This window comes from Conchiformibius kuhniae DSM 17694 (assembly GCF_000428785.1).
GTDB lineage: Bacteria > Pseudomonadota > Gammaproteobacteria > Burkholderiales > Neisseriaceae > Conchiformibius > Conchiformibius kuhniae.
Genome location: NZ_AUAP01000002.1, coordinates 62920 through 81205, shown reverse-complemented (window position 1 = coordinate 81205; position 18286 = coordinate 62920). Strand labels below are relative to the sequence as shown.

The following is an 18286-nucleotide window of genomic DNA, read 5'->3' as shown; positions in this document are numbered from 1 at the left end:
TTTGACCCAAACACCATGCCGCAAAAAATCCCGTTTGCCGCCACAAACGGGATTCGGATTACTTCGCGTCTTCGCTGTCCAAAAAGCTCTTCAAACGGTCGCTGCGGGTGGGGTGGCGCAGTTTGCGCAAGGCTTTCGCCTCGATTTGGCGGATACGCTCGCGGGTAACGTCAAACTGCTTGCCCACTTCTTCCAGCGTGTGGTCGGTGTTCATATCAATGCCGAAACGCATTCTCAACACCTTCGCCTCGCGCGGGGTCAGGCTTTCCAACACGTCTTTGGTTACCTCGCGCAAACTGGAATACATCGCCGCATCGGCAGGAGCGACATTATTGATGTCTTCAATGAAATCACCCAGATGCGAATCATCGTCATCGCCGATGGGGGTTTCCATCGAAATCGGCTCTTTGGCGATTTTCATGATTTTGCGGATTTTGTCTTCCGGCATTTCCATCAGCTCCGCCAGCTTCGCCGAATCGGGTTCTTCGCCGTTTTCCTGCAGGTATTGGCGTGAGATGCGGTTCATTTTATTAATGGTTTCAATCATATGCACGGGAATGCGAATCGTGCGTGCTTGGTCGGCGATGGAGCGGGTGATGGCTTGGCGAATCCACCATGTGGCGTAAGTGGAAAATTTGTAACCGCGCCGGTATTCGAATTTGTCCACCGCCTTCATCAGCCCGATATTGCCTTCCTGAATCAAATCAAGAAACTGCAAACCGCGATTGGTGTATTTTTTGGCAATGGAAATCACCAAACGCAAATTTGCCTGAATCATCTCCTGCTTGGCGGCGGCGGTTTCTTTTTCGCTCAACACCATATTTTTGCTGATTTCTTTCAGCTCGGCAATGGAAATGCAGGCATTTTGTTCCAATTGCGCCATTTCCGTTTGCTTTTCCAAAATGGCGTGCTGGAAACGCTCCAATGCGCCGCTCCACACCCGTTCTTTGGCGATTTCTTCTGCCAGCCAATTCAGGTTGGTGGCGTTGGGCAGGAAGCTTTGCAGGAAATATTCGCGCTCCATTTGCACGCGCTCCAAGCAGATGTCGCGGATTTCGCGCTCCAGTTTGCGGATGCGCTCCACTTTGCCGCGCAGGTTTTCGCTCAGGCTTTCAATTTGGCGGGTGGCAAAGCGCACTTCCAGCAGTTTGGCGGCAATCGCGCTGCGGTGCTCCAGATATTTGCTGTGTTTGCTGTCGTATTTTGCCAGTGCTGCCAGCATTTTGTCGTAGCTTTTTTGGATGTGTTTGAAATGCTCCAGTACCTGTGCTTTGAGTTCTTCCACATTGGTTTCCATGCCGCCGTTGACATCGCCGTCGTCGTCGTCGCCGTCTTCATCGGCATCGCCGTCTTCTTCGGTGTTGGTATCATTGTTGTTGGCGGCGGGGGTGGGGGCGTTTTCCAAATGCCCCAAGCCCAACTCGTTGAGCAAAACTTCGTTCGGGTCGATGATGGCTTCCACCACTTCGTCCACGCGGATTTCGTTTTTCTTGATTTTGTCAATCAGTGCCAAAATTTCGCCCACCGAGCCCGGACAGGCGGAAATCGCCTGAATCATGTTTTTCAGGGCGTTTTCAATTTTTTTGGCAATGATGATTTCGTCTTCGCGGGTGAGCAAATCCACTTGCCCCATTTCGCGCATGTACATGCGTACGGGGTCGGTGGTGCGCCCGAATTCGGAATCGGCTTGCGAAAGCGCGGCTTCGGCTTCCGCCACTGCGTCTTCATCGGTGATGGCGGCGCTGTTGTCGCTCATCAGCAGGGTTTCGGCATCGGGTGCTTCTTCGGTAACCTGAATGCCCAAGCCTTGAATCATATTGACGATGTTGTCGATTTGTTCGGCATCGGACATGTCGTCCGGCAGCGCGTCGTTGATTTCGGCGTAGGTGATGTAGCCGCGCTCCTTGCCGAAGATAATCAGGCGGCGCAAACGCTCGCGCTGCTCTTCGGGCGTGAGCGGACGGTTGTCATCGGTGTTTTGTTCTTCGTTGTCGTTGTGGTAGGCATGTTGGGACATGGTTTTGCTGCTTTCGTAAATCGGTATTGCGGACGTTTTCCCCAATATTATGGCTTGTTTATCAATTTCAAGGGACAAACCGGCGCAAATTATATCAAAAATACGGGCGGGGCAATGTCTGCCATTGGGCAAACGGCGGCAGGCAAACGCCCGAAAGCGCGTTTTCGCGGGTATAATCGTGCGTTTCAACCCGATGGAAAAACCGTGATGACCGCCCTGAAAAACGACACCTTTTTACGCGCCCTGCTGCGCCAACCCGTTGAATACACGCCGGTGTGGATGATGCGCCAAGCGGGTCGCTACCTGCCCGAATACCGCGCCAGCCGCGCCGAAGCGGGCAGTTTTTTGGATTTGTGCAAAAACACCGAGTTGGCAACGGAAGTAACCTTACAGCCTTTGGAACGCTTTGATTTGGATGCGGCGATTTTGTTTTCCGACATTCTCACCGTGCCCGATGCGATGGGTTTGGAGCTGTATTTTGCGGCGGGCGAGGGCCCCAAATTCGGCAAGCCCGTACAAAACGAAAACGATGTCGCCGCGCTCGCCGTGCCCGATATGGAAAAATTGCGCTATGTGTTTGATGCCGTTGCCTCTATCCGCAAGGCCTTGGACGGGTGCGTGCCTTTGATTGGTTTTTCGGGCAGCCCGTTCACCTTGGCGTGTTATATGGTGGAAGGCGGCGGCAGCAAGGATTTCCGCAATATCAAAACCATGATGTACGCCCGTCCCGACCTGCTGCACCGCATTTTGGACGTGAACGCCCGCGCCGTTACCGAATATCTGAACACGCAAATCGCTCACGGCGCACAGGCGGTGCAGATTTTTGACACTTGGGGCGGCGTGTTGTCGCACGGCGCGTTCCGCGAGTTTAGTTTGGCGTATATCACGCAGATTATCCATGGCTTGACCCGCGAACACGAGGGGCGGCGCGTGCCCGTTATCGTGTTTGCCAAAGGCGGCGGTTTGTGGCTGGAAGCGATGGCGGATTGCGGCGCGGACGCGCTGGGCTTGGATTGGACCTGCCATATCGGACAGGCGCGGGCGCGGGTGGGCGGCAAAGTGGCGTTGCAGGGCAATCTCGACCCGTTTACGCTGTTCGGCACGCCGGAGCGCATTCGCGCCGAAACCGCGCAAATTCTCGCCGATTACGGCGCGGGAAGCGGTCATGTGTTTAATTTGGGACACGGCATCAATCAGTTTACCCCGCCCGAACACGCGGAAATTTTGGTGGAAGCCGTACACGAACTGTCGCGCCCGTATCACGCGCTTTAAGGAAGCATCATGAGTACGCTGGATTGGATTGCTTTCGGCTATGTGGCGGGCATTCCCCTGATTGGCTTGGCGGCGCTGTGGCAAATGTATGTGGTGCTGAACGAAAGCCACACGCTCAACCGTTTTGCGGGCAGCCGCAAAATGCTGTGGGTGGCGGTGTCGCTGTTTTTCAGCTTCAGCCTGTCGCTGTATTGGTTTTGCCCGAATGCGCGGAAAAAAGGCATCGTGTTTGCCCTGCTCGGCGGCGCGGGCGTGCTGCTGTACGGCATGGCGACTTGGTTTAAAATGCGGCTTTTGGCGCAACAATAAAGGAAGCACACCATGCAACTGGACGTAACCGGACTGAAATGCCCCCTACCCATTTTGCGGGCAAAAAAAGCCTTGGCGGGCATGGCGGCGGGCGAGGTTTTGACCGTGCTTGCCACCGATGCGGGCGCACCCGATGATTTCGCCGCGTTTTGCCGCCACACGGGACACGAACTGCTGCGCTCGGAAAGCAGCGCGGACGGCGTGTTTACGCTGGTCATACGCCATAAATAATTATTCCGACACGCTTTAAGGCGTGTCATCAATTGACTGAAAAAACACGGCATCGTCATTCCCGCGTAGGCGGGAATCCAAATCGAAGCACAAAAAGCTTTGATAAAACATCGCTTGCCAAGTATCAGGCAGTGGATTCCCGCATTCGCGGGAATGACGGATTTTTGATATCACACTGAATTTTCAGTATAAAAGTTTAAATAATGATACGCCTAGGCTTAGACTTCATGAAAACTTTTCCCCTTTTCCACAAGGACTTCCGCCATGCAAACCCTCACCATTATCCAACCCGATGATTTCCACGTGCACGTCCGCGACGGCGACGGTCTGCGCTCGGTGGTGCCACACACTGCCCGCCAAATGGGGCGTGCGCTGATGATGCCGAACCTGAAACCGCCCGTTACCACCGTTGCACAAGCATTGGATTACAAACAAAAAATCCTTGCCACCGTGCCTGCGGGCAATCCGTTCCAACCCCTGATGTCGCTGTATCTCACCGACCACACCACGCCCGACACCGTGCGCGAAGCCAAAGCCGCCGGCATTGTCGCGTTCAAACTGTATCCCGCCGGCGCGACCACCAATTCCGATTCGGGCGTAACCGATTTGTTTAAGTTATTGCCGGTATTGGAAGAAATCGCCAAACAGGATTTGCGCCTGCTGGTACACGGCGAAGTAACCGACCCCGAAATCGACATTTTCGACCGCGAAGCGGTGTTTATCGAGCGCGTGTTGCAGCCCGTTTTGGCAAAAGTGCCTGATTTGAAAGTGGTGTTTGAACACATCACCACCGCCGATGCCGCCGCTTTGGTGTGCGCGGCGGGCGACAATATCGCCGCCACCGTTACCCCGCAACATCTGATGTTCAACCGCAATCATCTGCTGGTGGGCGGCGTGCGCCCGCATTTTTACTGCCTGCCGATTTTGAAACGCGAACGCCACCGCCGCGCTTTGGTGGAAGCGGTAACGGGCGGGAAGGCGCACAAATTCTTTCTCGGCACCGATTCCGCGCCGCACCCGCGCCACGCCAAAGAAAACGCCTGCGGCTGTGCGGGCGTGTTCAGCGCGGCGACTGCGATTGAACTTTACGCGCAAGTTTTTGAACAGGCAGGTGCATTGAACAAATTGCAAGCCTTTGCCTCGCAAAACGGCGCGCGTTTTTACGGGCTGCCGGAAAACCCGCGTACCATCACGCTGGTGAAACAGCCGCAGCGTGTGCCGGAAAGTTTCGCATTCGGCAACGATACGGTTATTCCGATGTGTGCGGGCGAAGAATTGGCTTGGCAGGTACAATCCGTTGATTGAACAGACCGTTTCCGATAAAGCCGTTTTGCGCCGACAATTGCGCCGCGCCCGTGCCGCACTTGCCCCCGCACAACGCCGCCGCGCCGAACGCCTAGCCAACAACGCGCTCAAACCACTGATTAAACGCGGGAAACGCATCGGCGTATATTGGGCGGCGGGCAGCGAACTGCGCCTTGATGCTTTTGTCCGCACCGCGCAACAACGCGGCGCACGGCTGTATCTGCCCTATATCGCCCGTACGGGCAAACGGCTGTGGTTCACGCCCTACCCCGCGCCGTCGCTGCGCCCCGAACGCCGCCGCGCCGCCGCGCCCGACATTCCGCAGTTTGGCGGACGCAAAATCCGTGCCGAACGGTTGCAGATGCTGATTGTGCCGTTGGTGGGCATTGACGGGTGCGGACGGCGCATCGGACAGGGCGGCGGATTTTACGATGCCACGCTCGCCGCCGCCGGTTCGCGCCGTCCTTTGGCGGTGGGCGCGGGCTTTGCCTGCCAACGCTGCCCCGCCGTTCCCGTCCAAGCGCACGACATGCGTGTCGATGCCTTTGCCTGCGAAACGGGTTTGGTAAAATTTCCTAAATAATCAAAGAATAAAGAAATCAACCGGCGCATCGTTTTTTAATATTTCCAAATAAAATCAGCTCAATACAACAAGTGCCGTCATTTCCGCAAATACGGGAATCCATCTCCCGATGCTTGGCAAGCCATGTTTTATCAAGGTTTCTCGTGCTTTGACTTGGATTCCCACACAGGTGTAGCTTGGGTTGGCGCGAAGCGCAAACCCAACAAAATCCATAAATTTTCGGAAAAATGTTGGGTTTTCACTTCGTTCCAACCCAAGCTGTGCTTGCTTCACAAACATCAGGCAGTGGATTCCCGCATTCGCGGGAATGACGGCGTTTTGGTATTATGCTGATTTATATTAGAAAATTTTAATTGATGACACGTCCTAGTTTGTTGCGCTTCGACTTGGCTTTCTGTTTGTGCGGGCATGATGGTGTGGTATTTGTCGGTCAAATGATGGTGCGGTTTTGATATTTGATTGATTATCAGTCAAATAGCGGCAAACCGAAACCCAACCGCCGCACGGTGCGGCAAAAACGCAACGCCCCGCCGTGCTTTCGTGCGCCGTTTTTGTTAAAATCGCGTCTGATTGCCCCCATCAAATATTCCAAACCGTTGTCGGGCGCGACCGTCTGTCTTTGCCACGACTGTCCCGATGCGGTAGAAACACGCACCAGCAATGAAATTTCCAGAACTTTTTCCGAAAGCCAAACCGTTTACGCGCCCAAGCATGCCCGGTTACCGCCAAATGCAGATGCGGCAGGGGCATTACGACAAAACCCTGATGTGGGTGCTGCTGTGTCTGCTCGGATTCGGGCTGATTATGGTGTATTCGGCTTCGGTGGCGCAGGCGGGTTTGCACAATTATGCCAACCGCGCCGTGTTTTTCATCAAGCAATGCCAGTTTGCCGTTATCGGGATTTTGCTGGCGGCTTTGTTGTGCCGCGTGCCGATGTGGCGGTGGCTGCGCTGGACGAAGCTGCTGCTGCCGTTTGCGCTGATTTTTCTTGCCATCGTGCCTTTGGTGGGCGAGGAAATCAACGGTGCGAAGCGTTGGCTGCCGATGCCGGGCGGTTTGAAAATCCAGCCCAGCGAGATTTTCAAGCTGATGACGATTTTGTATATGGCGAGTTTTTTCAAGCGGCGCTTGGAGATTTTGCACGATTTCGGCAAGGTCAAATGGGTGGCCGTTCCCATCGGTTTGGGCATCGGTTTTATTTTGCTGACCCGCGATTTGGGTTCGGCGATGGTGGTGTTTGCGATTGCGCTGGTGATGCTGTTTCTCGCGAATCTGCCCGCACGTTGGTTTGCGATGGTGGTGGGCATCGGCATTTCGGTGGCGGCAACGGTGATTGCCACTTCGGATTTCCGTATGCGCCGCATGAGTGTGATGTGGCAGCCGTGGAAAGACCCCACCGGCACGGGCTATCAAAGCATGGGTTCGCTGATGTCGATGGAACGCGGCGGCTGGTTTGGCGAAGGCTTGGGCAACGGCGTGTTCAAGCGCGGTTTTCTGCCTGAAGCGCACACCGATTTTATTTTGGCGGTGATTGCCGAAGAGTTGGGCTTGGTTACGGTTACGCTGCTGATTTTCTGCTATGCGTGGATTGTGTGGCGGGCGTTTTCCATCGGGCGCAATGCGCGGGATTTGGATTTGCATTTCAATTCTTTTGTCGCCATCGGCATCGGCGTGTGGGTGGCGGTGCAGAGCTTTATCAACATCGGGGTGAACATCAGCCTGTTGCCGAACAAGGGTTTGACGCTGCCCCTGATTTCCTACGGCGGTTCGTCTTTGGTCATCATTATTGTCGGGCTGACGATTCTGCTGCGCGTGGATTATGAAAACAAGATGAAAATCAAAGGCATCACTTTCACCGACCCGCACGAGGCGGAAGCGGAGCGCAAACGGGCGCAGGCAGAAGCCGCCGAAGCGGGAGACGATGACCCCGACAATACGGAGCGGCAAACATCATGAATCGCAAAAATTTCCTGCTGATGGCGGGCGGCACGGGCGGGCATATTTTTCCCGCGCTGGCGGTGGCGGAGAAGCTGCGCGAACGCGGACACACGGTGGTGTGGCTGGGCAGCCGCGACAGCATGGAAGCGCAACTCGTTCCCAAGCACGGCATCGAATTGGAAACGGTTGCCATGAAGGGGGTGCGCGGCAACGGTTGGCAGCGCAAGCTGGTGCTGCCGTTTACCCTGCTCAACACCATTCGTGCCGCCCGCCGCATTCTGCGCAAACACCGCATCGATGCGGTGGTCGGCTTTGGCGGCTTTGTTACCTTTCCGGGCGGCGTGGCGGCGAAATTGGCGGGCATTCCCCTGATTATCCACGAGCAAAACGCCGTTGCCGGATTGTCGAACAAGAAATTGGCACGGCATGCCGCAGCCGTGTTGTCGGCGTTTCCGCAAGCGTTTCCGCGCCACCCCGAAGGCTTGGTGGGCAACCCCGTCCGCGCCGACATCGCCGCCCTGCCCGCACCCGCACAACGTTTCGCCACGCGCACGGGCAAACTCAGGCTGTGCGTGGTCGGCGGCAGCTTGGGGGCGCAAATGCTGAACGAAATCCTGCCCGCCGCGCTGGCGCAATTGCCCGCAGACGCACGCCCCCATGTGTTGCACCAAGCCGGACGCGGCAAACTGCCCGCCCTGCAAGCCGCCTACGCGCAACACGGCGTGGCGGCGGAATGCGTTGAATTTATTGACGACATGACCACCCTATACCGCGATGCCGACGTGCTGGTCTGCCGTGCGGGCGCACTCACCATTGCCGAACTCACCGCCGCCGGCGTCGGCGCGCTGCTCGTGCCCTACCCCCATGCCGTAGACGACCACCAAACCGCCAACGCCCGCTTTATGGTCGCGGCGGAAGCGGGTTTGCTGCTGCCGCAGGCACAGCTCACCGCCGCCGCGCTCGCCGAAACGCTGGCGGGACTCGACCGCGCCACCTGCTTGCGTTGGGCGGAAAACGCCCGCACTTTGGCAATGCCCGACAGTGCCGTTGCCGTTGCCGACATTGCCGAACGGGCGGCGGGCGCAACATCATAAAAAAAGACGGTTTGGTGATTTTGCCAAACCGTCTTCCCAACCGTCATACACACCAATCCGCCACCGCTTGTGCAAACACCTCTCCGCGATGAACATAGCTGCGGAACATGTCCAAGCTGGCACAAGCAGGACTCAACAACACGGTGTCGCCCGCTTGCGCCAAGCCCGCCGCTTGCGCCACCGCATCGGGCAAGGTCGCGCAAAAATGCACGGGCACGCCACAACCGCTCAAATCATCGGCAATTTTCTGCGCGTCTGCGCCCATCAGCAGCACCGCCCGCGCCTTGTCGCGCACGACATCGCGCAAGGGACGGAAATCCTGCCCCTTGCCCTGCCCGCCCGCAATCAGCACGATTTTTTCCGGCAAACCCGCCATCGCCGCCACCGTTGCGCCCACATTCGTGCCTTTGCTGTCGTCAATAAAGGTGATGCCCCGCTTTTCGGCGATTTTCTGCACGCGGTGCGGCAAGCCGGCAAAATTTTTCACCGCTTCAAGCAACTGCTTGCGCGGCAAGCCCGCCGCTTCGCACAATGCCAATGCTGCCAATACGTTGGCGGCGTTGTGTTCGCCTTGCAGGGGAATCCGCTCCCGCGCCAGCAAAGCGCCGCCCCGATGCATCAAATGCGTTTTATCGATACTCAAGCCGTAGCCGTCCGCCAAAGGGTGCAGGGAAAACCAACGCACTTCGCGTTCCGCCCGTTTCATGGCGCGGCAAAAGGCATCATCGGCATTCAGCACCTGCACGCCCGTGCCGTTGAACACCGCGTCTTTGGCACGCGCGTAATCGAGCAGGTCGTCATAACGGTCGAGGTGGTCTTCGGACACGTTCAGGCACACGGCGGCGGCAGCGTTCAGGTGCGGGGTGGTTTCCAGTTGGAAGCTGGACAGCTCCAGCACCCACACGTCCGCGCTTTTGCCGCCACGCGCCAGCCACGCGTCCAGCACGGGTGTGCCGATGTTGCCCGCCACGACGGTGTCGCAGCCGCAGGCGCGGCACAGATGCCCGACCAATGAGGTAACGGTGGTTTTGCCGTTGCTGCCGGTGATGGCGATGATTCGGTCGGAACGGTCGCGCAGCAAATGCGCCAAAATGTCCACATCGCCGCTTACCGTGCCGCCGATGCGTTCAAATTCGGTGATTTCGGGCAAGCGGCGGCTGATGCCCGGACTGATGAGCAGCACGTCGCGCCCCGCCAACGCATCGCGCAAGCTGCCCGACAGCAGTTCCACGCCGTCAAAACGCGCCCGCAAGGCGGCGGCGGTGTCGTCATTCAGTTTGGCATCGTAGCCCGCCGCGTCCATGCCGTTGGCGCGACACCACGCCAGCAGCGACTGCCCCGTGCCGCCCAGCCCCGCCACCAAAATTTTTTTGTTGTGCCAGTTCATTATGGTTGTTCCTTGATGATTGGTTCTGCATCTGCCGTTGCGCCGTCTTCTTCGGCTTCGGAAGCGGCGTCCCATGCTTGCTGTGCGGGTGCGCCGCCCCAGTCTTCGCCAACCTGTTTCAAATACACGCCCGCGCCCGTTTGCGGATAGTCGATGTTGTCACGGTCGGCATCATTGACGAACACCACTTGTGCCAACACGCGCCGTTGTGCCGCGCTGCGGACGGCTTCGTCCAGCCATGTTTCGTCCTCAACGGCAAGGTCGGCAATCAAGCTTTCGCCGGGCAGCAGCACGCGTCCGTCAAAGGGAATGTCCAAAGCCTCCGCCCGCGCAAACGGGCTTTCCTCCCCGTCCAGCAGCAGCGACAGGCTGATTTTGGCGGCACTGATGGCAAATCCGCCCTGATTGTACAGGGCAAGCCGCACCACAGGACGGCCGTCCCGATACAGAAATTCGCCTTTTTGCACCGCCAAATCCGTGCCACTGCTGACATTTTCGGCAACGTGCCAATCGGGCGGGGGCAATGCGCCCGAAACCTGCGACAAGGTTTCCGTGTTCACATCGGGCATGGGTTTTGCCTGTTTGACTTGACTGCTGATGTTTGCCGCGCCTTCGCCCAAGGCGTCCACCAAGCGCCATGCCGCAAACGCTGCCGCCCCCAAAAGCAGCAGCAGCAACACCAGCCACAGCCCCACCCGTCCGCCCGCATTTCCGTCTGTTTCGCGCACAGCCTGTTCCTTATCGTGTCAGCGCAGTTTCAGCGAACTCAAGCCCACCAAAACCAGCACGATGGTGATAATCCAAAAACGCACCACCACTTGCGTTTCTTTCCAGCCTTTTTGTTCGTAATGATGGTGAATCGGCGCCATCAGGAAAATGCGTTTTTTGGTTTTTTTGTACCACGCCACCTGAATCATCACCGACAGGGCTTCCACCACAAACAGCCCGCCCATAATCACCAGCACCAGCTCCTGACGGATAATCACCGCCACCGTGCCGAGTGCCGCACCGAGTGCCAACGCGCCCACGTCGCCCATAAACACTTGCGCGGGATAGGCGTTGAACCACAAAAAGCCCAAACACGCGCCGCACATCGCCGCGCAGAACACCACCACTTCGTTTGCGCCCGGAACGTAGGGCAATACCAGATAACGGGCAAATTCGCTGTGTCCGCCCGCGTAGGCAAACACCGCCAAACCCGCCGCCACCAATACCACGGGAAACGCCGCCAAGCCGTCCAAACCGTCCGTCAGATTGACCGCGTTGGAGGTGCCGACAATGGTCAGATACGACAGCACCACAAAACCCGCCGCGCCCAAAGGCAGCAGCAGCATTTTCAAATAGGGAATAATCAAAATGCGGTTGGCGGATACGGCGGCATCGGGGATTTTCGGGTCGGCAACGTAGCTGCCGTCCGCCAGCAGGTAAAACAGGGCGATGCCCGCCGCCAACGCAACCGCCGATTGCCACACCATTTTAAACCGCGCCGACACGCCTTTGGGGTCTTTGAACACCACTTTGCGCCAGTCGTCATAAAAGCCCAAGGCACCCGTTGCCAGCAGCACGCCGAGCAAAATCCAGATGTAGCGGTTTTCCAAGTTCGCCCACAGCAGGGTGGACACGCTGATGGCGGTCAAGATGAGTGCGCCGCCCATGGTGGGCGTACCGTTTTTGACCAAGTGGGTTTGCGGGCCGTCCGTGCGCACGGCTTGCCCGACTTTCAGGGCGGTGAGTTTGCGTATTGTCCAAGGGCCCAGCAGCAGGCTGAACGCGAGCGCGGTCAGTGCCGCCATCACCGCGCGGAAGGTGGTGTATTGAAAGACGTTGAACGCTTTAATCCAATCGTCAAGAACGTGTGCCAGCCATAAAAACATGGGTACTTCCTTTTACTGCAAAATGTTTGAAAAACGCGTTCAGGCAGCCTGAACGTCTGCCAACGCGCCCGCAATCCGCTCCATTTTCATAAAACGCGAACCTTTTACCAACACGCTTGCGCCGTTTGGCAAATCGTGGGTCAGCACTTGAATAAGCGGGTCGGCATCGGCAAACCACAAGCCCGCCGCGCCGAAGGCTTCCGCCGCCGCCGCGCTGTGGTGTCCGAGAAAATACGCCGCTTCAATGCCTTGACTGCGGGCATACGCGCCCACTTCGGCGTGCATGGCGGCGGCTTCGGCTTCGCCCAATTCGCCCATATCGCCCATTACCAGCACGCGCGGCGCGGGCTGTGCCGCCAACACGTCTACCGCCGCTTTCATGCTGTCGGGATTGGCATTGTAACTGTCGTCAATCACGCTGGCGCCGCGAATACCGTTTTTAAACTGCAAACGCCCGCCGATGGTGGCAAAGTGTTGCAATCCCGCCGCACATTGCGCCAAAGACACGCCCGCACACCGCGCCAACGCCGCCGCCGCCGCCGCGTTGCGGACGTTGTGCAGACCCGGTGCGGGCAGGCGCACCGCCGCCCGTTCCGCGCCGCACGCCAAATCAAATTCGCTGCCGTTTGCCAGCAGGCGCAGGTTTTCGGCGTGAACGTCGCCCGCTTCTGCGCCGAAGCTGATTTGCGCAAACGCGGACGCGGCTGCCTGAAACAGGGGCAAACGCGCATCTTCGGCAGGCAGCACCGCCGTGCCGCTCAAGCCTTGATAAATCTCGCTTTTGGCGCGGGCGATGTCGTCCACGCCGTCAAAACCGCAGCCGATGTGCGCGCGCATGGCGTTGTTTACCAGCGCGGCATCGGGGCGGGCGATGCGCGTGAGTTGCGCCAATTCGCCCGCGTGGTTCATGCCCATTTCAATCACGGCGTAGCGGTGGTTTTCGCGCAAATTCAACAGGGTAAGCGGCAAACCGATGTGGTTGTTGAAATTGCCCGCCGTTGCCAGCACCGCGTCCGCGCCGAAAGTGTGGCGCAATATGGTTGCCAACATTTCTTTGACGGTGGTTTTGCCGCTTGAGCCGGTGATGCCGAACACAAAGGGCTTGATGCGCTGCCGCCACGCCGCCGCCAAGGTTTGCAGCGCGTGCAGGGTGTCGTCCGTTTTCAGGCAGCCCGCGAGCGCGGCGCAATCGGGGCGCGACACCAGCGCGAACGCGCCTTTTGCCAACACATCGGGTACAAAATCGTGGGCATCGTGTTTTTCGCCCACCAGCGCGACAAACAAATCGCCCGCGCGGGCTTGGCGGCTGTCGGTGGTGATGTGGCCGATGGGGGCATCGGCGGCGGGGGCGGGAATGCCGAGTGTTTGGGTGATAAAGGATAGGGTTAGGTTTTTCATGGTTTTTTGTTTCAGGCAGCCTGAAAAATCAAATCTCAAATTCTAAAATAAAACAACATCGTCATTCCCGCAAATGCGGGAATCCACTACCCGATGTTTGGCAAGCGATGTTTTATCACCGTTTTTTTAAATTTGTTTTGGATTCCCACCTACGCGGGAATGACGGTGCAAAGGTTTTTCGGTTAATTGATGACCGTACTTCAACTACCGAATTTCCCATAATATTGGCGTTCGTTAAACAGCCACACGCCCACCGTTTTGCCGTTTACCTGATGCGGGTAAAACAATTCGTAGTTGCCCTTGTGGTCGTCAAAACGGATTTGGCGGCTGTTTTCGGCAAACACTTTTTGCAAATAGGCGCGTTGTTCCGCGCCGCCGCGATAGAGCAGTTCGCTTTTCCGCAAATGTGTGCGCTCTTTTTGCTGCGGCTGATACAGCGAGATTTCGTCTGCGGTTTCATGCAGTTGCACGTCCGTGCCGTCTGAAAAACCATCTACTGAACGGATTTCCAAAAACACGTTTTCCTGCCCGATGCGGTCGGGCACGAGCAGCGACACATTGCCTTTGAACAAACGGTTCAAATCCGCCAAGTCTTGATTGGATTTTCGGAAATAGTTGTATTGAAAACGGTAAGCGGCAAGACGGGCGGCGGCGGGCGCGTGGACGCGCAAGGTTTCGGCGGCTTGGGCGAGCATCACTTCGCGTTTTTTCGCGGCACTCAAACGGTCGCCGCCCAGCAGCAAGCCCGCCAACAGGGGAAACAGGGCGGCAAACAGCCACAACCGTTTTCTGCCCTGCGGCGCGGCTGCCTGAACATTTGCGGCGGACAAACCTTCGCTGCGGTCGGCGATGCGGCTTAAGTTAAACATGATGTTCAACATCAGCGCCGCCGCCATCAGCGCGAGTATGCCAAACACGCTCATGCCGAAAATGCCGGTTAATTTTTCGGCAAACACGCGCAAGTCCAACGCCACCACCAACACAAAGGCAAACACCCAATAAATCAGGATAATGGCGGCGGTCATACCGATGATGTTGGCGGTTTTGACCCATTTTTTCAGATTCATTTTGATTTCCTTTTTTTCAGGCAGCCTGAAAATTTAACGTCCGCTACATTCGGGCAAACGCCGCGCCAGCGCCGCCCGCGCTTCTTCAAAATCGGAAAAATGTTGTTTTTCGCCTTGAACGTCCTGATAGGTTTCGTGTCCTTTGCCCGCAATCAGTACGATGTCGTCCGGCGCGGCCTGCAACACGGCTTGGGCGATGGCGCGGCGGCGGTCGGCTTCCACCAGCGCGGGTTGCGGCACGGCGGGGAGAATGTCGGCGATGATGGTGTCGGGGGCTTCCATGCGCGGATTGTCGCTGGTAACGACGGGATAATCGCTGTGCGCCGCCGCCGCCGCGCCCATCAGGGGGCGTTTGCCACGGTCGCGGTTGCCGCCGCAGCCGAACACGCACCACAGTTTGCCGTGCGCGGGCAGGATTTCGCGCAGGGTGGACAGGGCTTTTTCCAAGGCATCGGGGGTGTGCGCGTAGTCCACCACCACAAGCGGTTTGCCCGCTTCGGCGATGCAGTCCATGCGTCCGGTGGCGGGACGGATTTGCGCCAGCGCGTCCGCCACGTCCGCAAGCGCGTAGCCTTGGGCGCACAACACGCCCACACACGCCGCCAAGTTTTGCGCGTTAAACCGTCCGAGCAGGCGCGTGGCGATGTCGCATTCGCCCCAAGGCGTGTGCAGGGACACTTCCATGCCGTGCGGGGCTGCCTGAAAACGGGTAATGCGGACATCGGCGTTTTCGGCAAAACCGTAACCGTAGGCGGCGGTGCCGGGGCGGTCGCGGCGCACGCGGGCGAGCAATTCCGCGCCGAAAGGGTCGTCCACATTGATAAAGGCGTGGCGCAAACCCTGCCAGTAAAACAGGCGGGCTTTGGTGTTGCCATATTCCGCCATCGAGCCGTGATAATCCAGATGGTCGCGGGTGAGGTTGGTGAACACGGCGGCGGCAAACGGTACGCCGTTGACACGACATTGGTGCAGTCCGTGGCTGGACACTTCCATCGCCACATGGCTGGCACCCTCGCGCACAAAGCCGCGCAGCAGGGTTTGTACCGACACGGGGTCGGGCGTGGTGTGGGTGGCCTCGCGCAAGCCGCCCCAAAAGCCGTTGCCCACCGTTCCCATAATCGCGCAGGCTTGGCGTTGTTCCAGAATATCAACAGCTTGGGCAAGCCATTGCGTAATAGACGTTTTGCCGTTGGTGCCGGTTACGCCGACAATGTTCAGGCTGCCTGAAACACCGCCGTACATCTGTGCCGCCAAAATCCCCGCCCGCTCGCGCAGGTTTTTCACGCCCGCATTCGGCACGCGCCATTCATCGCGCCATTTGAAACGGCCGTCGTCGTCCCAAAACACAAACGCCGCACCTTGCGCGATGGCGGCGGCGATGTAGTCGCGCCCGTCCACATACTCGCCCTGACACGCCACAAACACGTCGCCCGCACGGATTTTGCGGCTGTCGGCGTGCAAAAACGCGCTGTCGGGCAGGGGCGCGGGCAGGTTGGCGAACTCGGTTTCCAGAGCGGGGGCGTTCAGGCTGGTGTACATGATTTTTTCCTTTTCAAAACAAAAACCGCCCGAACACACACACTTCGGCGGCGCATCGGGCGGCGGCACTCACGGTTCGGAAGGTTCGGCAACGGCTTCCTGCGAAACGGGTGCATCGTCTTCCACCGCACGGGTCGGTTTCACGCCCAAAGCCCGCAAACCGCCCGCCATCACGTTGCGGAACACCGGCCCCGCCACCGCGCCGCCGTAATAGCCCTTGCCGCGCGGATCGTCAATCGTTACCGCCACAATCAGGCGCGGGTTTTGCGCGGGCGCGAAGCCGACAAAGCTGGCGCGGTAACGGTCTTCGTAGCCGCCGCTTTCGCTGACTTTCTTCGCCGTGCCGGTTTTGCCCGCCACATCGTAGCCCGGTACCGCGCCGTTGATGCCGCTTCCGCCCTCGCGGGTTACGCTAATCATCATGTCGCGCATCACCGCCGCCGTAGCCGGACGGATAACGGGCGTGCCTGCCGGCGCATGGTCGCGCTTGTAAATGGTGGCGGGCAGCAGCTTGCCGTCATTGGTAAAAATGGTGTACGCCTGCGCCATCTGCAGCATATTCGCCGTCATCGCATAGCCGTAGGACATCACCGCCTTGTCAAGCTGACCCCAACGCTCGGGCGGTTTCAAGGGCGTGTTCTGCTCGCCACTCACGCCCGAATTGGTTTTGCGCCCGAAACCGATGGCAGTGAAATAATCGTACAAAGTTTGGTTCTGATACATCGCCGCGATGTGGCTGGTGCCGACATTGGACGACTTTTGCAAAATGCCTTCCGATGTTAGGCTCGCATATTCGTGGGTATCGCGAATCATCTTGCGCCCGATGGGAAAAGGGCGCGTGTCAAAGCGGGTATGACGGCCGATTTTGCCGTCATCGATGGCTTTGGCAACGATAAACGGCTTCATCACCGAACCGGGCTCCATCGTTACCCCCACCGCATAATTGCGGAAGCTGTCTTCGGGAAACTGGGTGTAGAAATTGGCATCGTAATCGGGCATGCTGGTCATCGCCAGAATCTCGCCCGTTTTTGCGTCCAGCACCACCACGCCGCCCGCTTTGGCATTGAACTGGCGCAGTGCCTTGCCCAGCTCGTCCCGCGCCAAGCGCTGGATTTCCTGATTCACCGACAACACCAGCGTCTGACCGGAACGGGCGGGTGTGTTTTCGGGCGAATCAATCAGTTCCACGATGTTGCCGTGGCGGTCGCGAATCACGATTTGCTTGCCGTCTTCGCCTTTGAGGTTGTCGTTTTCGGTGCGCTCGATGCCTTCCAAGCCCACGCCCTTGCTGTTGGCAAAGCCGACAATGTGCGAAAACAGATTGCCCGTAGGATAGCTGCGCTCGCTGCGCTCTTCAAAACGCAAAGACGGGATTTTCAATGCCTTGAGTTCGTCCGCTTCGGCAAGCGAGAGTTCTTTTTTCAGGTTCAGGTATTTGACCGAAGTGTCTTGCAGCTTGCCTTTCAGCTCGTTTTCGGGCATTTTCAGAATTTCCGCCATTTTGGCAAACTGCTCGTCGCTGATGGTTTGCCAATTGACGGGGTCGCCTTTGCGTTTGGGCTCGTAAATCGCCTGCGGGTTGAACGTGGGCACGCGCAGGTGGCGGCTGACCGCCAGCACCGTGCCGTCGCGGTCGGTAATCATGCCGCGCAGGGCAGGCTCTCTGATGCTGCGAATCAGGCGGTTTTCGCCGAAGCGGTTCAGCTCGGTGCGGTGGCTGACGTGAATAAACACGCTGTACACCGCCAAGCACACAAACGCCATGCAAATCACAATCAGCACCATCATCAGGCGCGAATTGCTGGTTACGGGTGAAACGTCTTTTATTGTTTTGGGTGGTTCGGCAGCCATTTTGGGCTTTGCATTCTCGGGAAAACGGGTTAATGTTTCAACGCACAGGGCGGCACATCGGGCACCGCCCTGCGCCTTGCCCTGATTCGGACGGGGTTACGGCTTATTTTACCGCCGCAAACGGCGGGGTTTCAAACCAAATTCAACCAATCAGCGAAACTGCAAAATCACGGTTTCCTGCGGCGAAGGGGCGTGCATGCGCATTTTGCCGGCGGCGGTATGCACCAGCTTCAAATCCACCGCTTGGCTGTGTTCGTACTGCAGCTCGGCATAATCCTGATTGAGGCGGATTTCGGCTTCCTGACCTTTGCCGTAAAGCTGGGTTTGGTGTTTGATGCTGTTGTTCAAATCCACCACATAATACGCCGAAGCCAGCACGGCCGCCAACAGCACGGCATTGAGTTTGGTAAACATAAATGAT

Annotated in this window: 17 protein-coding genes; 7 read left to right on the top strand and 10 right to left on the bottom strand. The window is 57.8% G+C overall.

What is annotated here, in order from left to right; translation table 11 throughout:
* Nucleotides 1–58 precede the first annotated feature (58 nt).
* Complete coding sequence (gene rpoD, locus G392_RS0102550) at nt 59–2017, bottom strand: RNA polymerase sigma factor RpoD (RefSeq protein WP_027008958.1); 1959 nt, start codon at nt 2015–2017, stop codon at nt 59–61.
* 207 nt (nt 2018–2224) lie between these two features.
* Here rpoD and hemE point away from each other — a divergent pair, with 207 nt between their 5' ends.
* The 5 genes from hemE to G392_RS0102525 all read left to right on the top strand — a co-directional run bounded on the left by hemE (nt 2225) and on the right by G392_RS0102525 (nt 5717).
* The gene (gene hemE / locus G392_RS0102545) at nt 2225–3289 is read left to right on the top strand and encodes a uroporphyrinogen decarboxylase (RefSeq protein WP_027008957.1); all 1065 of its coding nucleotides are present in this window, start codon (nt 2225–2227) and stop codon (nt 3287–3289) included.
* Between the two features lie 9 nt (nt 3290–3298).
* Entirely contained in the window at nt 3299–3598 is a 300-nt protein-coding gene (locus G392_RS11915; protein ID WP_051255530.1) for a hypothetical protein, read from the top strand.
* A 12-nt stretch (nt 3599–3610) separates the two neighbouring features.
* Nucleotides 3611–3829: a sulfurtransferase TusA family protein gene (locus G392_RS0102535; RefSeq protein ID WP_027008956.1), complete on the top strand. Its 219-nt coding sequence runs from the start codon at nt 3611–3613 to the stop codon at nt 3827–3829.
* A gap of 264 nt (nt 3830–4093) precedes the next feature.
* A complete protein-coding gene (gene pyrC, locus G392_RS0102530; RefSeq protein ID WP_027008955.1) occupies nt 4094–5134 on the top strand; it encodes a dihydroorotase in 1041 nt (346 codons plus the stop codon).
* A complete protein-coding gene (locus tag G392_RS0102525; RefSeq protein WP_027008954.1) occupies nt 5127–5717 on the top strand; it encodes a 5-formyltetrahydrofolate cyclo-ligase in 591 nt (196 codons plus the stop codon). Before pyrC ends, G392_RS0102525 begins: the two co-directional genes overlap by 8 nt.
* A 54-nt stretch (nt 5718–5771) precedes the next feature.
* On the opposite strand, the gene G392_RS13490 is transcribed toward G392_RS0102525, so the two are convergent.
* Entirely contained in the window at nt 5772–5996 is a 225-nt protein-coding gene (locus G392_RS13490; RefSeq protein WP_156900767.1) for a hypothetical protein, read from the bottom strand.
* A gap of 432 nt (nt 5997–6428) precedes the next feature.
* Here G392_RS13490 and ftsW point away from each other — a divergent pair, with 432 nt between their 5' ends.
* Nucleotides 6429–7673 (top strand): putative lipid II flippase FtsW, encoded by a 1245-nt coding sequence (gene ftsW / locus G392_RS11910; RefSeq protein ID WP_211224345.1) that lies wholly within the window; start codon nt 6429–6431, stop codon nt 7671–7673.
* On the top strand, nt 7670–8749 hold the full coding sequence (murG, locus tag G392_RS0102510) for an undecaprenyldiphospho-muramoylpentapeptide beta-N-acetylglucosaminyltransferase (protein WP_027008952.1): 1080 nt from the start codon (nt 7670–7672) through the stop codon (nt 8747–8749). Before ftsW ends, murG begins: the two co-directional genes overlap by 4 nt.
* A 43-nt stretch (nt 8750–8792) precedes the next feature.
* Here murG and murD read toward each other — a convergent pair whose 3' ends face one another.
* From murD to G392_RS0102470, 8 genes are all read right to left on the bottom strand, one after another.
* On the bottom strand, nt 8793–10136 hold the full coding sequence (gene murD, locus G392_RS0102505) for a UDP-N-acetylmuramoyl-L-alanine--D-glutamate ligase (protein ID WP_027008951.1): 1344 nt from the start codon (nt 10134–10136) through the stop codon (nt 8793–8795).
* A complete protein-coding gene (locus G392_RS0102500) occupies nt 10136–10864 on the bottom strand; it encodes a hypothetical protein (RefSeq protein WP_027008950.1) in 729 nt (242 codons plus the stop codon). Before G392_RS0102500 ends, murD begins: the two co-directional genes overlap by 1 nt.
* Before the next feature lie 18 nt (nt 10865–10882).
* Nucleotides 10883–12010: a phospho-N-acetylmuramoyl-pentapeptide-transferase gene (gene mraY, locus G392_RS0102495; RefSeq protein WP_027008949.1), complete on the bottom strand. Its 1128-nt coding sequence runs from the start codon at nt 12008–12010 to the stop codon at nt 10883–10885.
* Between the two features lie 39 nt (nt 12011–12049).
* Nucleotides 12050–13408 carry a UDP-N-acetylmuramoyl-tripeptide--D-alanyl-D-alanine ligase gene (locus G392_RS0102490; RefSeq protein ID WP_027008948.1) on the bottom strand — a complete coding sequence of 453 codons (1359 nt, stop codon included), beginning with the start codon at nt 13406–13408 and terminating at the stop codon, nt 12050–12052.
* Nucleotides 13409–13608: 200 nt separating this feature from the next.
* The gene (locus tag G392_RS0102485) at nt 13609–14475 is read right to left on the bottom strand and encodes a hypothetical protein (RefSeq protein ID WP_027008947.1); all 867 of its coding nucleotides are present in this window, start codon (nt 14473–14475) and stop codon (nt 13609–13611) included.
* Nucleotides 14476–14508: 33 nt separating this feature from the next.
* Nucleotides 14509–16014 (bottom strand): UDP-N-acetylmuramoyl-L-alanyl-D-glutamate--2,6-diaminopimelate ligase, encoded by a 1506-nt coding sequence (locus G392_RS0102480; protein ID WP_027008946.1) that lies wholly within the window; start codon nt 16012–16014, stop codon nt 14509–14511.
* 69 nt (nt 16015–16083) lie between these two features.
* Nucleotides 16084–17865, bottom strand: a complete 1782-nt coding sequence (locus tag G392_RS11905; RefSeq protein WP_034334259.1) for a peptidoglycan D,D-transpeptidase FtsI family protein — start codon at nt 17863–17865, stop codon at nt 16084–16086.
* Between the two features lie 150 nt (nt 17866–18015).
* The gene (locus tag G392_RS0102470) at nt 18016–18279 is read right to left on the bottom strand and encodes a cell division protein FtsL (protein ID WP_027008945.1); all 264 of its coding nucleotides are present in this window, start codon (nt 18277–18279) and stop codon (nt 18016–18018) included.
* Between the last annotated feature and the right edge of the window lie 7 nt (nt 18280–18286).

What these genes read in the sequence shown, in the direction of transcription:
- rpoD (WP_027008958.1), bottom strand. Translation starts at nt 2,017, where the DNA reads ATGTCCCAACATGCCTACCACAACGACAACGAAGAACAAAACACCGAT.
- hemE (WP_027008957.1), top strand. Translation starts at nt 2,225, where the DNA reads ATGACCGCCCTGAAAAACGACACCTTTTTACGCGCCCTGCTGCGCCAA.
- G392_RS11915 (WP_051255530.1), top strand. Translation starts at nt 3,299, where the DNA reads ATGAGTACGCTGGATTGGATTGCTTTCGGCTATGTGGCGGGCATTCCC.
- G392_RS0102535 (WP_027008956.1), top strand. Translation starts at nt 3,611, where the DNA reads ATGCAACTGGACGTAACCGGACTGAAATGCCCCCTACCCATTTTGCGG.
- pyrC (WP_027008955.1), top strand. Translation starts at nt 4,094, where the DNA reads ATGCAAACCCTCACCATTATCCAACCCGATGATTTCCACGTGCACGTC.
- G392_RS13490 (WP_156900767.1), bottom strand. Translation starts at nt 5,996, where the DNA reads ATGTTTGTGAAGCAAGCACAGCTTGGGTTGGAACGAAGTGAAAACCCA.
- ftsW (WP_211224345.1), top strand. Translation starts at nt 6,429, where the DNA reads ATGCCCGGTTACCGCCAAATGCAGATGCGGCAGGGGCATTACGACAAA.
- murG (WP_027008952.1), top strand. Translation starts at nt 7,670, where the DNA reads ATGAATCGCAAAAATTTCCTGCTGATGGCGGGCGGCACGGGCGGGCAT.
- murD (WP_027008951.1), bottom strand. Translation starts at nt 10,136, where the DNA reads ATGAACTGGCACAACAAAAAAATTTTGGTGGCGGGGCTGGGCGGCACG.
- mraY (WP_027008949.1), bottom strand. Translation starts at nt 12,010, where the DNA reads ATGTTTTTATGGCTGGCACACGTTCTTGACGATTGGATTAAAGCGTTC.
- G392_RS0102490 (WP_027008948.1), bottom strand. Translation starts at nt 13,408, where the DNA reads ATGAAAAACCTAACCCTATCCTTTATCACCCAAACACTCGGCATTCCC.
- G392_RS0102485 (WP_027008947.1), bottom strand. Translation starts at nt 14,475, where the DNA reads ATGAATCTGAAAAAATGGGTCAAAACCGCCAACATCATCGGTATGACC.
- G392_RS0102480 (WP_027008946.1), bottom strand. Translation starts at nt 16,014, where the DNA reads ATGTACACCAGCCTGAACGCCCCCGCTCTGGAAACCGAGTTCGCCAAC.
- G392_RS11905 (WP_034334259.1), bottom strand. Translation starts at nt 17,865, where the DNA reads ATGGCTGCCGAACCACCCAAAACAATAAAAGACGTTTCACCCGTAACC.
- G392_RS0102470 (WP_027008945.1), bottom strand. Translation starts at nt 18,279, where the DNA reads ATGTTTACCAAACTCAATGCCGTGCTGTTGGCGGCCGTGCTGGCTTCG.